The sequence below is a fragment of the Bradyrhizobium sp. 157 genome (assembly GCF_023073815.1).
Taxonomy (GTDB): Bacteria; Pseudomonadota; Alphaproteobacteria; order Rhizobiales; family Xanthobacteraceae; genus Bradyrhizobium.
The window spans coordinates 422,937-436,332 of sequence record NZ_JADPKF010000120.1 but is presented as its reverse complement, the minus strand read 5'-3'; the positions used below and the strand labels follow the sequence as shown (position 1 = coordinate 436,332).

The following is a 13,396-nucleotide window of genomic DNA, read 5'->3' as shown; positions in this document are numbered from 1 at the left end:
CTGGTCAGGAAGATCTTCGGATGGAAGACCGATGGCAGCACCGCGAGATCAAGTCCTTCGACGTGGGTCGTGGTTGACTGTTTACGGGTAAGAATGAAGTGGTAGGAGAAGAAGTGCACCAGTGTGCGATAAACAGCCCGTGCTGGGCTGAATGAGTCGTCTCGTTCGATGGTCTTCTCACCAACGTTCAAATGTCACCTGAACTGTTTCCACCCCTTAGTAAAGGATCAAACCGGATGAATGTTCCTCAACGTTGCGAAGCCACTGACGCTTCTTCGGACTCGGCCCCGGGGTGCATCGTGTCGCCGTGTTGTGGAACCCTGACAATCCGACGAATGCTTACCAAGTCGAACTCGTGCTGGAGGCGGCACGGGGGCTCGGTCTGGAGCTGACAGCCCTCTCGGTGCGGCTGGCGGACATCGATAACAGCTTCGCCGCGCTGGGAGAGAGGAGCCTCGACGGCCTCGTCATCACCGACGATTCATCGCTAATTCCCCTCATCCCCCGGCGGATCGCGCTCACCGCAGAGCGGCGCTTGCCGGCGATCTATCCATTCAGCGACTCGGTTCGGAGAGGAGGACTGATGTCGTACTCGGCTAACCTTTTCAAACTATGGCAACGCGCCGCGGGCTAAGTTGATCGCATCCTCAAAGGGGCGCCTCCGGCGGAGCTTCCCGTCAGCAAGCGACGGACGTTACCCTGATATCAACCTCGATACCGCTAAGGCTCTCGGCCTCGACATTCCAATGACACTGCTCGCCGGCGCCGGCGAGGTGATCGAATAGCTACGATAACTGCTGCGGTGCACGAGTCCGTTCCTGGCAGATTTTGTTGCAAAAGTCGAAAATCGAACGATCCCGAAAATCTCGCGAAGGTGATTTTCAGAGAGCTGTAACGTTGCGAAGCCACATCACGCCGCTACGCAGGTCCGTGGTCGTTTTTCCGAGGAACGACGTGGTCCCTCACGTCGCCACGTGCAACACGCGTCAGCGCCCCTGAAAATTTTCGTTCGTCACCCCAAAAAGACTTTTACAACGAAATCGGCACAAAACGGACATCGATCCGGCAATGGTCGATGTCCGCCATCGAGGTAAAGCGGAAATGCGGTAGCGGTGCCATCACGTTGGCTTTTGACCCACACCGGAAGTCCCCCTTCCAATGAACCTCCGCTGTCATGTCGCAAAATATTCGGGTCGCAAAACATATATTGCACTAAACCGCTGTCGCGGTGGAGCACGACGGCTCAATGCCCGCGACTAGGGAAGTGGCTCCGCTGCCCGGCGACAGATCGGCCCGGGCGGGTCTGCCAGCCCTTAGCTGCGTATGGCGGCGCGGAAGCCGACGAAGCTCAACGCGCCCGCCACGGTGACGGCAATCCAGCTCGCCCAGAACGGCACATCGACGCCATTCAAGGTGACGGACCACCCCATCACAATCCGGATCAACTGCAGAAGCGCGATCAGGGCAAAGATGGCGGCGGCAAGCGTGCAAAAGGTTCTTATGGTCACTGCGCGTCTCCGATGGCACGCGAGGACGTGCTCGTTCCCCCGCAGCCAAAATGGGGAGGGGCCAGTGCGGCGGCCACTCCCCTTAAGCAGGGAAGTGGCTTAACAGAGCCATTCTCGATGTGTCGCACAATCGCCGTTTCGCGACGTCGCGAGTCGGGATCACTTCCGCCTTTGGCACAACCGGCGATTGGAGATCGGGCAGAGCATGTCCGCTCTGCCCGGGTATTTCAGACATCAACTTGTTCCGCTATTGCCAAGGCGAATGTGCCCACCCCGAAGGTCATCAAAGGATAGTTCGTCAGGTTCGTGTTGGTTTCCGGGGATGGAATAGCTCTTCGGTGGACTCTTTCGGGTCCTTGATCCGAGAGCGGTCCTTGCGATCGTTCTTCTGTGCTTCGAGCTTCTGCAGGAAACGGAAACGCGGCGATCGGGTCGCGTGCCCCGATCGGCCGTGCTTGGTCATGCCGAAACCCTTTTGGCCGCCATGCGTCACTTGATCACCAACGAAAGCGGTGCGGCTCATTTCTTGCGTGCTGGCGCCGCCACCGGGCCAAGCTTGATGCGGTTCGCCGAAAGCACAAGTCGGAACAGGATTTCTACGCTGCGGATCTCACCCGCACGTAAGAGCCCGGCGCGTTTTCGATAATCGAGAGCTTGCCACCGCCGGGTTCTCGCGCAGGAACGCGATCGGAATCAAGTCGCGTTACCCATTCGTCCCAGACCGGCCACCAAGAGCCTTGATGAGGCGTAGCGCCAGCAAACCATTCGTCAGGGCGCGGCGGCAAATTGTCGTTCGTCCAGTGACCGTAGCTGCTGCCTGGTGCGCTGATCACGCCAGCAATATGGCCAGACGCCGACAAAACGAACTTGACCGGACCGGAATAGAAGCGGGTCGCTGCATAGGTCGATTGCCATGGCGCAATGTGGTCCTCGCGCGCAGATAGAATGAATGTCGGCGTCGAAATTTTCGACAAGTCGATCGGGGTATCGGCGAGGTTAATACCGTCGGGTTTTGCAAGGAGATTGTGCTGATACATCGAACGCAAATAGAACGAATGCATCGCTGCTGGCATGCGCGTCGAATCGGAATTCCAAAACAGAAGATCAAAGGGCATTTGCTCTTTGCCGAGCAGGTAATTATTGACGACGAAAGACCAAATCAGGTCATTCGCCCGCAACATATTGAACGCCGTCGCCATATCTTGCGCTTCTAGATACCCGCGCTCGCGCATCCGTCTTTCGAGAGAAGCTAATTGCGCTTCGTCGATGAAGACGGCCATCTCACCCACGTCGGTAAAATCGACGAGTGTCACGAAATACGTGGCACTTGCAATACGGCCGTCGCCCTTCGCGGCCAAGTAGGCGGCCGTCGAGGCGAGGAGAGTTCCGCCGAGGCAATAGCCGATCGTGTTGACGCTCCGCTCTCCGGTTGCGGACTCGATGACGTCCAGTGCCGCCAAAGGTCCCTCGATCATGTAATTTTCAAAGGTCTTTTCCGCGAGCTTCTCGTCGGGATTTACCCAGGAGATGACGAAGACCGTATGGCCTTGATCGACAGCCCATTTGATGAAGGAATTCTTCGGCTGTAGATCGAGAACATAAAACTTGTTGATCCACGGCGGCACGATGAGCAGTGGACGCCTTCGGACTTCCGGCGTCGATGGCCCGTATTGGATCAATTGCATGAGGTCAGTCTGGTAGACGATTTTTCCTAGAGTCGTGGCGATATTTTCGCCGAGGCGGAAAGCCCTCATGTCGGTCATCGTAATCGAAAGCCGGCCGTTGCCGCGTTCCAGATCGACGAGAAGATTCTCCAAGCCACGTAGCAAGTTCTGTCCGCCAGAATTCAGCGTTTCGGCGAGGACCTCCGGATTTGTTGCGACGAAATTGGAGGGCGACAAAGCGTCGACGAATTGGCGAGTGTAGAAATCCACCTTGCGAGCGGTGGCCTCGTCCATGCCCTGGACTTCGCGGATTGCCGTAAGAATCGATTTGGCAGCAACGAGATAGCTGTCTTTCACGAAACCGAAGATGGCATTCTCGCTCCATTCCGGATGCTTGAAGCGCTTATCTTGCGGAGCATTGGCTTCCTGCGCGCAGGGCATGAGCATGCGTTCGGCGGTCTTTTGCCAAACATTCAAACCGCCGTAAAATAGATCGATCTGAGCGCTCGCGACCGCCGCGGGGTTGGTCATCATCTTCGTCATGAGTTTGAAAAAATCGAACCCGAGGCTCGACGTGTCGCCAATGCCAAGCTTGACCGCGTCCGGCTGATTCGACACGAAACGTTGCATCAGTATCTGGCCTTGTTTGGCGATTCTCTGCAATTGCGCCGCAAGGACGAGCGGGTCCCATCCGGGCTGCACTAGTTTGTCGGCCATATCTTTCCCCTAGTGGTTATCAGACCTGTACCAGGAGCTTTGGCTGGTTCTGAAAGACTACCACCTTGCGATCAGGTGGGATCAAGAAATGAACGGCTCGGTTTCCCAGCCAAGGTTGCCATTTTGCGATGCAATCAGAATTGTGCGTTGCGAGACTCCCTCCCGGCACGAGCCGTAACTTCGCCTGAATAGACATAGAGGGCGAGTGGAGCGTCTGTCTCCGCAACGCTCCAAGGAGGGCCAGGCGCGCATTCGTCGCACCGGGCTTCTCCATGAGCACTGTGTTCTATCGACCCTAAAGGAGCGCCAGCAGGGGCGATCAGGGACCCTTGCAACCTATTGCTTGTTGCCGTAAGCGTCGACACGCTATTGGCGGCGATCCAACAAGGGCAGTGGCCCTGCGCTGACGAAGCGGAGGCGCGCGAGAGCTATTGTTTGCTCCGAGGCTTGCTTGATTTCCGTAATGGCACCTTTGAGACATGCCACCCGGTTCTGAACTTGTCTGCTTTCGGGGCAAACCGGAAGCGCTCGGCGTACCGTCGGAATGACGCGATTGACCCCTTTCGGCCGTGTGGGTCACTGGTTTTGAGCGAATTGCTTCTGCCGCGCCCTGGCCATGTGAGGCCTCTTTTGGATGAACGTGGGATCGGGTAGTCTTCTTTAGAGCTGCTCATCGAGGCGGGACGTGCCGACGTCTCCGTTGGAGGTGAATGGGCAGCGGGGATCCGTCAGCGGGCATCGCACTCTCAATACAGCCCGACAGTCCTCTTGGCCGGTCTCTCCACTGAGCACTCGCTGCGCGCGCGGCACACGGCGATGATTACGCAAAATGCTTACTTTGAGCCTGCTAGCTCACCTCGGGCGCAGGCCGTGCCCTCATGTGATGCGATCGTTTGGGGCCCGCTTCAGTTGGCGCTTCACAACAAGGGAGGACGCACATGGTTAGAAAAATAAATCCCGAGCCAGGCGATCCGACGGCGGGTAACGGAGTTCTAAGCCGCCGAGGGCGCGACTCGTTTGCAAAGCTCAGTCCTGCGTTTCAGCCGCAAGAATGCCCAGTGACCCCAACTAACGGCGGGAGGCAAAATCATGACCATCTCCCAATTTCGGCAACTTGCGGCCTACAATCGCTGGGCCAATGCGCGCCTGTACGCCGCTGCACTTGATCTATCGGATCAGGCATATCGGCTTCACATCGGCGTCGTCTTCGGCAGTCTGCACGGCACATTAAACTACTTGCTGCTGACCGACCGCCTCTGGCTGAAACGGCTGACCGGTGAAGGCAACCATCCGAATCGCCTTGACGCTATTTTGTATGAAGACCGTGCCGAATTAACCTGGGCGCGTATCGATGAAGACAATCGGTTGATGGCGGTTGTCGATCAGTACGACGAAGTGACACTTGCCAGTCTCCACGGCTACAAGACATCCTCCGGGATGCCGCAGTCTCAGGTCCTCGCGGATATTCTGTTGCACCTATTCAATCACCAGACCCATCATCGCGGACAAGCACATGCGTGCTTATCGATCTTGACGGGTGGCGAACCACCTTCGCTCGACTTGCTGGCGTTTCAGCGCGGCGGCACAGCGCCCGATCTCAAAACGCTGATCCGACACGGACGGGTGTAGGGAGCCGGCCCTTTTGCGGCGGCAGGCTTTGGACTCGTCGAAGCACTGCTTTGATACGGGCGAGGAGTTCGCGGGGATTGAATGGCTTGCTAACGTAGTCATCGGCGCCTACTTCCTGGCCGACGATTCGATCGGTCTCCTCCGCCATGGCAGTCAACAGGATAACGGGGAGGTCCGTGGTGCTGCGCAGATGGCGGCAGAGCGACAATCCGTCCTCGCCTGGCATCATGATATCAAGAACCACCAGGTCCAGAGCACTTCGTTCGAGCAAACGGCGGAGTGCGACAGCACTCTCCGCAAGACTGATCCGGTAGCCGTGCTGCATCAAGTATTTGCCGACCAAGTCGCGAATATCACGATGATCGTCCACGACGGCGATGTGCGGTGTCGATTCCATCCAGGTGCTCCGTTCCGGATCATACCGAAGTCCAGCACCCAACCCATCGGAAAAGTGCAACAAAATGTATACGATCGACTGAAATCAAGTTTCTCGCCGCATAGTCTAGCTGACCGCAAACTACGCGGATTGCAGACGATATTGACATGCTCACGCACCGATATCTTTGTCGCAAACTATCGCAAACCCGCATGCCTGGTAAGACTTGATGCAATCTGGGAACCCGCATTGAAAGCAACTTCATTGAAGAGCGGATGACAGGAGCGGTCATCACCGACGGCCGCTCCAACTCTCGCGAACTATGCAACGCAGCATTCCTGAGACAGATAGCGACAATTCCCGGCAGCCGTCGGCAAAGTTCTGCGACATCGGGACCCCATCCTGCGCATGTTCAACGAAGCAGGAGCGTTACATGTACGATGCGATGCGCGCCGTTTCCCACGGGGCTGTTCCGGAAATCTCGAGAGGCTCGTCAGTTAAGGGACTACGCCACCCAGAAGAGACTGTTCCCTCGCAGAGCCGCAGTTCGGATAAGTTGGCTGCTGTTCTTCTGTTGCGGAATATCTCGACCTCGGCCACGCCCCTTGATTTGCCGTATAGTGGAGGTCGCATGGCTATTTCGCGCCTCGTGACGGAAGGCGACTGTTTGGCGTGCGAGCAAAATCTTAAGTTCGTATGCGGACTGCCCAATTTTACTTCTTCAACTAATGGGGCGCGCGGTCCATTTCGATTAGGGCAACCGAATTGAATAGATTGAAAGCTTGTGAATTCGACAGTTGCAGTCGGCTTATTGAAGCTGAAGGCCGTGTCACGCCGTTTTGACCAGCGCTTCGCGACGCTGCCATATTTATGTGCTCCGTGTTCGGCCGACGCGAAGCTGGTCACCGAGGGCGATGGGGTTGTAGTTCCGAGCGAAAGGCCCCTGCCATGGCTTTGACCCCGATGATCGGAGAAGGGCAACTCCGCGTCACGCATGAGGCTCCATCCGAGCCGCCGGACACGCGCTCATGGCTCGATGGCGCAATCGTCTTCGACCATCGCCGCTGGTCCTGCCGGGAAGCCGAACTAACCTGGACGGCGCCCTCGCATCTCATTGTGCTGACCCATACGGGCAAGACCGCGCGAACCCGCGTTTCGTGCTCCGGCGAACTCGTCTATGACGGCCGAGACGGGCCGGGTGCGCTCTCTTTCATCCCCGCAGGTGTCGAGCGCTCCGGCAGCTACCGCGAGGCGGATCTCGTCTACTCCGCCCTTTGGCTCGATCACGCTCAATTCAAACGTGAGGGTTCAGCGGAAACGCTGCCGATCCTGGTCAATCGTGCCGATGCGGTAATCACCACGCTCCTGACGGCGCTGCATGACGATATTGCGCACGGCAGCAAGCCTGACACTGCCTATGTTGAGCATCTCGCCGCCGTTGCGATGCATCGGGTCATGGCGCTCGACGGCGCGAAGCCCCCGCCAGCAACACACGGCGCGCTCGGCAAGGTGACGCTTCGCAGGGTCCAAGAGTATGTCGAGGAGCGCCTTGGCGGGGAAATAAGGCTAAGTGATCTTGCCGCCCTCGCAGATATGGAGATCGATTCCTTCGCGCGCCGCTTCAGGGCGGCGACCGGAATGGCTCCGTATGCCTTCGTGATCGAGCGTCGAATTTGCCGCGCCGAGCAGCTTCTAGCGAATGCCGACCACGAAATTGCGCTGATCGCGGCCAGGCTCGGCTTCTCCAGTCAGAGCCATTTCACCACTGCGTTCAAACGCCAACGAGGCATGACGCCTCGAGCCTACCGGCAACAGCTTTTTTCCTGAATCCTGCAAAAGCAGCCGGAATCCTGAAAGAACGCCCAAGCGGCCCACCCATCTCGCGTCGAGCAAGCACGCGATGCGAGAGGGAGCGAGTTCGACATGGCCGAATGCAGGAACCGGTGCCTGGAGAATAACGGGCCGACACGACGGAGCGTCATTCAAGGGAGCGCGGCAGCGACGGCGCTGCTCGCAGTTGGTATCTCCGACACCGTGCCGGCAGTTGCTCAGCCCAGCGGTCGTATCGAGGCCGCAGCTGGAACGATGAGGCTCTCCGTAAACCTGACCATCAACGCCGACCCGGCTTCAGTCGAACTCGATCCGCGCACCACATTGCTGGACGCGCTGCGCCATCAGCTTGGCCTGACCGGCTCCAAGAAGGGCTGCGACCACGGTCAGTGCGGTGCTTGCACGGTGCTGATCAACGGCAGGCGGGTCAATTCCTGCTTGACGCTCGCTGTCATGCATCAAGACGACGAGATCACCACGATCGAGGGACTGGCCGCGGGTGAGGCACTGCACCCAATGCAGGCCGCGTTCATCGCGCGCGATGGCTTCCAGTGCGGCTACTGCACGCCGGGCCAGATCTGCTCGGCTATCGGGATGCTGAACGAAGCCAAGGCCGGCTGGCCGAGCCATGTCACCGGCGATCTGGTTGCGCGGACAACGTTGAGCGATGCCGAAATTCGCGAGCGGATGAGCGGCAACATCTGCCGTTGCGCCGCCTATCCCAACATCGTCGCTGCCATCCGTGACATTGCCGAGAGGACCTGAGCGATGCAGCCGTTTACCTATGAGCGCGCATCCGGCCTGCGCGAGGCGGCCGCCGCGGTGGCCGCGCGTCCCGATGCCAAATTCATCGCCGGCGGCACCAACCTCATCGACCTGATGAAGCTGGAGATCGAGCGGCCGACGCATCTCGTCGATATCAGCCGCCTGCCATTGCGCTTGATCGATGAGACGCCGGAAGGCGGTCTGCGTATCGGGGCGCAGGTTCCCAACAGCGACCTCGCAGCGGATATGCGGGTGAGAACCCGCTATCCGCTGCTTTCGCAGGCGCTCCTCTCGGGTGCCTCCGCCCAGCTGCGCAACAAGGCAAGCACCGCCGGCAATCTGCTGCAACGTACACGCTGCCCGTATTTCTATTGCCGCGACATGCCCTGCAACAAGCGCTCCCCCGGCTCGGGCTGCAGCGCGCTCGGCGGCTTCAACCGTCTTCATGCAATTTTCGGTGCGAGCGAGGCCTGCATCGCGGTCCACCCATCGGATATGGCGGTGGCCATGACGGCGCTCGACGCACGCGTTGAGACGATACAACCCGACGGCCGCTCACGGGTTTTTCCAATTGGTGACCTGCATCGCCTGCCAGGGACGACGCCGCATATCGAGACTACGCTCGCCCGCGGCGAGATGATCACCGCCGTGACTTTGCCGCCACCGCCGCCAGGCCGGCAGCTCTACCGCAAGGTCCGCGACCGCACCTCCTATGCCTTCGCGCTGGTCTCGGTCGCGGCGATTGTCGATGCCGCCTCCGGACGCATCCGCAGCGCACGCATCGCGATGGGAGGCGTCGCGCCCAAGCCTTGGCGCTCCATCGAAGGCGAGCGTGCTCTTGGCGGACGTCCTGCGGGCGATGAGATCTTCGCCGCAGCTGCCGATGCGGCTCTTGCCGGTGCACGCGCCGAAGGCCACGCCGCCTTCAAGATCGAGCTGGCGCGGCGCACATTGCGCCGGACGCTCGCTGAAACCTCCCAAGGCGTTTGAAGAGAGACACCTGAAGAAAGACATCGGAGGAAAAAGACGATGGCTCAAGACCACATCGTCCAGGCGAAATCGCGCGCCGGCGCCACGGCAATCGGTCAGCCCGAGGATCGTATCGACAGCGTACTAAAGGTCACGGGGAGCGCACCCTATGGCTACGAGCACAAGCTCGATCGCGCGCCCGCCTATGGCTTTATCCTTGGCGCGAGCATCGCCAAGGGACGGATCGTCGAGATCGATACCGGCGATGCCGAGCGTGCGCCCGGTGTCAGCCTGGTGATGACACACAGGAACGCACCGAGCCAGCCGTCCTTCGGCCCGGCCGTGACGGCAACTGTGCCGGAGGTGTTCATGCGCGCGCGGCCGGTGCTGGTGAGCGAGCTTGTCCGCTATCATGATGAACCGGTCGCGCTGGTGGTCGCCGAGACCTTCGAGGAGGCGCGCGGGGCGGCGGGGCTAATCAGGCTGCGCTATGCGAGCGAGCCCGGCGCGTTCGACCCTGCGGCACCGGATGCGGAGATCTACCGGCCCGAACGCACCAATGCCGGCTTCGCGACGGACTCGACACTCGGCGATTTTGATCGCGCGTTCGCCCAGGCGCCGTTCAAGTTCGACGCCGTTTATGTGACGCCGTTCGAGAGCCATAACCCCATGGAGCCGCATGCGGCCATCGCCGAATGGGATGGCGATCGGCTGACCGTCCATACCTCGACACAGACGCTGGCGAACATCCAGGCCGGCCTGGCCAATACGCTGCGCATCCCGCCGCAGAATGTCCGGGTCATCAGCCCCTTCATCGGCGGCGGCTTCGGCGCCAAGCTGATCGTTCATCCCGAGACGGTCTGCGCCGCACTCGCCGCCCGCGTTCTCGGCCGGCCGGTTAAGGTGGCTCTGACGCGCCAGCAGATGTTCGCCAATGCCGGCCATCGCCCGGCAATGAGCCAGCGGGTCAGGCTCAGCGCGAACCGCGATGGCCGCCTGACCGCGATCGGGCATGAGGTCACCTCCTCGACATCCCGCTTCGAGGAGTTCGCCGAACAGAGCGCGGTCCCGACGCGGGCGCTCTATGCGGCGGCGAACCGCCGTACGACGCATCGACTCGCACGCCTCGACATCAATCGCGGCGAATGGATGCGGGCCCCCGGCGAAGCTTCGGGCCTGCTCGCGCTCGAATGCGCGATGGACGAGCTTGCCGAGAAGCTCGGCCTCGATCCGATCGACTTGCGCGTACGCAACGAGCCGGAGCGCGACCCGGAACGCAACGTGGCCTTCTCCAGCCGCAACCTGATCGCCTGCATGCGCGACGGGGCCGAGCGCTTCGGCTGGCGCGACCGGCCGGTGAAGCCGGGCAGCCGCCGGCAAGGCCGCAAGCTGATCGGCTATGGCATGGCAGCCGCGATCCGCGCCAATTATCTCGGGCCGGGCTCGGCGCGGGTCGCCATCGATGCGCTGGGCCAGGTCACGGTGAAGGCCGATATGACCGATATCGGCACCGGCACCTATACGATCCTGGCGCAGGTCGCGGCCGAACGGCTGGGCGTGGCGCTCTCGGCCGTCAAGGTCGAACTCGGCGACAGCCGTTTGCCACGCACCGCCGGTTCGGGCGGCTCATGGGGCGCATCCAGTTCGAGCACGGCTGTCCACAATGCCTGCCTGATATTGCGGGAGCAGATCGCATCGGCCGCCGCGTCGCATGAGCGTTCGCCCTTGCGAGGCGCGAACATGTCGGAAGCGCGTTTCGAGGGCGGCGAGCTCCGGCTCGGCTCGCGCTCGGAGAATCTCGCCAGCCTTCTGGCCCGGATCGCGCCGGCCGGACTGACGGCCGAAGGCTCTGCGGTTCGCGGCGAAACCTATCGTACCTATTCCCAACATGCCTTCGGTGCGCATTTCGCCGAGGTCGCGGTTGACATCGATACCGGCGAAGCACGGCTGCGGCGTATGCTCGGCGTTTTTGCCGCCGGGCGCATCCTCAACCCGAAGTTAGCGCGCTCGCAAATAGTCGGCGGCATGATCTGGGGCGTTGGTGCGGCGCTGATGGAAGAGACCGTGCTCGATCCTCGCCACGGCCATTTCGTCAACCACGATCTCGCCGAGTACCACGTGCCTGTGCATGCCGACGTTCCAAGCATCGAGGTCATCTTCCTTCCCGAGGAGGATGACAAGGGCAACCCGCTTGGCGCCAAGGGCATCGGCGAGCTCGGCAATTGCGGGGCGGGCGCTGCCGTCGCGAACGCAGTTTACAATGCAACAGGGGTCCGGGTTCGCAAGTTCCCGATCACGCTCGACAAGATATTTCCCGAGCTACCTGTCGGCTGAAGTCCATCCGACCGAACGCGCGGCCGCGAGAGGCCAATGCGGCATCGCGGGTAAAGGGACCATTCGCAATCGGCACGGCCGCTTTGGCTCTCGCGTCGCTGCACATTCACATGAGAGGTCGCAACTATGGCAAAAAGGAAATTCACCCGGCGGCAGGCTTTGAACGTTTCGGCGGTCGGGCTTGCCACAAGTGCGGCGATTCAGTTCGGAGTTTCGGGCAAAGCTTATGCTCAGACGCCGATCGCCGGCTCAGCTCTTCCGAACGGAGCCTATGCCCACAACGTCGATATCGTCGGTTATAGTGATCTCGATCATCGGCCAGCCTTCAAGATGGCGATCCGCGAGGTTGCGGGCAGATGGTATCTTTATGTGGGCCATTTCTGGCATCGCGGTTGGAGCATTATCGATGTTACCGACCCGTCGCGTCCGCATGTGGCGAGATTCGTCGAGTATCCGGGCGCCAACACTTGGACGCTCCAGGTCGACCTGTCTGGCGACACGATGATCACCGCGCTAGAAAAGCCTTTCGCCAATTTCGGCGGCGATCCCAGCGCGCCGTTCGGCGAGGGCGTGCTGATCTGGGATATCGCCGACCCGCTCAACCCGCGCCAGCTCGGCCATTACCGCACGGGTGGCATCGGCACGCATCGGAACCTCTACGCCGGCGGGCCCTATATGCATCTCGCGGCCGGCATGCCGGGATACAAGGGCAACATCTATGTCATTGTTGATATCTCGGACCGCGCTAACCCGCGCGAGGCAGGACGCTGGTGGGTGCCCGGTCAACATGAAGCCGGCGCTGAAATGGCGGCACTCGCCACTGTCGCCGCCGACGACCGATTCAGGACGCTGCTGAGGCCACAATGCAGATGCGGCGGGTTCTGCGGCGGCGAGGATGTTTCGCTGCACGGTCCGCCCTATGTCATCGGCAACCACGCCTACTTGCCCTATGGGGCGGCGGGGATCATCATTCTCGACATCAGCGACGTCACTCGGCCACAGCAGGTTGGCAACCTCGGCTTCAGTCCGCCATTCCATTCCCGTTTCGGCGTGCACGGCGTCCTGCCTATTCCAGAACGCGGCATCGCCTTCGCTAACTCCGAGAACGTCACCTATTCGCGCGGCGGCGCCCATCATGCGTCAATCATTGACATCTCCGATCCGCGCCAGCCGGAACTGCTGTCGTTGCTGCCCGAGCCGATTCCACCGGCGGAGGCGCCGTATCGCGATTTCACGACGAGGGGCGGCTGGCGCGGGCCGCACAATATGAACCACCATCAGCACCATCCAGACGTGCAAAAGCAGGGAAACCTCTTCTACCTTGCGCATTTTAACGCTGGCGTGAGGATCTACGACGTGACCAACGCGCGGCTTCCGCGCGAGGTCGGATACTTCATTCCGCCTGACCCCAAGCGGCGTTACGGTCCGATGCCGGAGGACAAGCTGGTTCTGCAGACTGAGGACGTCCTCGTGGATCGCCGGGGCTTCATCTACATCACCGACAAAAACCAGGGGCTCTGGGTCTTGAAGTACGCTGGCGCAGCATGAGCTTTCGACCTTCTCAAAATCTCGGAGGATTAGACAGGTCACTGGCGAATTCAAAC

Annotated in this window: 9 protein-coding genes and 2 pseudogenes; 7 read left to right on the top strand and 4 right to left on the bottom strand. The window is 60.5% G+C overall.

Annotation, left to right across the window (positions count from 1 at the left end):
* Positions 1 to 191 (bottom strand): annotated as a pseudogene (locus IVA95_RS37715) (hypothetical protein); the annotation flags it as partial.
* A 101-nt stretch (positions 192 to 292) separates the two neighbouring features.
* Between IVA95_RS37715 and IVA95_RS37710 the strand changes: the two are divergent.
* Positions 293 to 634: a hypothetical protein gene (locus IVA95_RS37710; RefSeq protein ID WP_247515131.1), complete on the top strand. Its 342-nt coding sequence runs from the start codon at positions 293 to 295 to the stop codon at positions 632 to 634.
* A gap of 679 nt (positions 635 to 1,313) precedes the next feature.
* Here IVA95_RS37710 and IVA95_RS37705 read toward each other — a convergent pair.
* Together IVA95_RS37705 and phaC are read right to left on the bottom strand one after the other, a co-directional pair.
* The gene (locus IVA95_RS37705) at positions 1,314 to 1,508 is read right to left on the bottom strand and encodes a hypothetical protein (protein ID WP_247515130.1); all 195 of its coding nucleotides are present in this window, start codon (positions 1,506 to 1,508) and stop codon (positions 1,314 to 1,316) included.
* A 596-nt stretch (positions 1,509 to 2,104) separates the two neighbouring features.
* Entirely contained in the window at positions 2,105 to 3,889 is a 1,785-nt protein-coding gene (gene phaC, locus IVA95_RS37700) for a class I poly(R)-hydroxyalkanoic acid synthase (RefSeq protein WP_247515129.1), read from the bottom strand.
* Between the two features lie 1,089 nt (positions 3,890 to 4,978).
* On the opposite strand from phaC, the gene IVA95_RS37695 reads away from it, so the two are divergent.
* The gene (locus tag IVA95_RS37695; RefSeq protein WP_247515128.1) at positions 4,979 to 5,518 is read left to right on the top strand and encodes a DinB family protein; all 540 of its coding nucleotides are present in this window, start codon (positions 4,979 to 4,981) and stop codon (positions 5,516 to 5,518) included.
* Position 5,519: 1 nt separating this feature from the next.
* Here the strand turns inward: IVA95_RS37695 and IVA95_RS37690 are convergent.
* Positions 5,520 to 5,915 (bottom strand): annotated as a pseudogene (locus tag IVA95_RS37690) (response regulator); the annotation flags it as partial.
* 927 nt (positions 5,916 to 6,842) lie between these two features.
* On the opposite strand from IVA95_RS37690, the gene IVA95_RS37685 reads away from it, so the two are divergent.
* The 5 genes from IVA95_RS37685 (at position 6,843) to IVA95_RS37665 (ending at position 13,340) form a co-directional block, all read left to right on the top strand.
* Positions 6,843 to 7,721 (top strand): AraC family transcriptional regulator, encoded by an 879-nt coding sequence (locus tag IVA95_RS37685; protein WP_247515127.1) that lies wholly within the window; start codon positions 6,843 to 6,845, stop codon positions 7,719 to 7,721.
* Between the two features lie 96 nt (positions 7,722 to 7,817).
* Positions 7,818 to 8,489, top strand: coding sequence for a 2Fe-2S iron-sulfur cluster-binding protein (locus IVA95_RS37680; protein ID WP_247515126.1), 672 nt, complete (start codon positions 7,818 to 7,820; stop codon positions 8,487 to 8,489).
* A gap of 3 nt (positions 8,490 to 8,492) precedes the next feature.
* Positions 8,493 to 9,479, top strand: a complete 987-nt coding sequence (locus IVA95_RS37675) for a xanthine dehydrogenase family protein subunit M (RefSeq protein ID WP_247515125.1) — start codon at positions 8,493 to 8,495, stop codon at positions 9,477 to 9,479.
* A 39-nt stretch (positions 9,480 to 9,518) separates the two neighbouring features.
* A complete protein-coding gene (locus IVA95_RS37670) occupies positions 9,519 to 11,792 on the top strand; it encodes a xanthine dehydrogenase family protein molybdopterin-binding subunit (protein WP_247515124.1) in 2,274 nt (757 codons plus the stop codon).
* Between the two features lie 330 nt (positions 11,793 to 12,122).
* Positions 12,123 to 13,340, top strand: coding sequence for a hypothetical protein (locus IVA95_RS37665; protein ID WP_247515123.1), 1,218 nt, complete (start codon positions 12,123 to 12,125; stop codon positions 13,338 to 13,340).
* Positions 13,341 to 13,396: the final 56 nt, after the last annotated feature.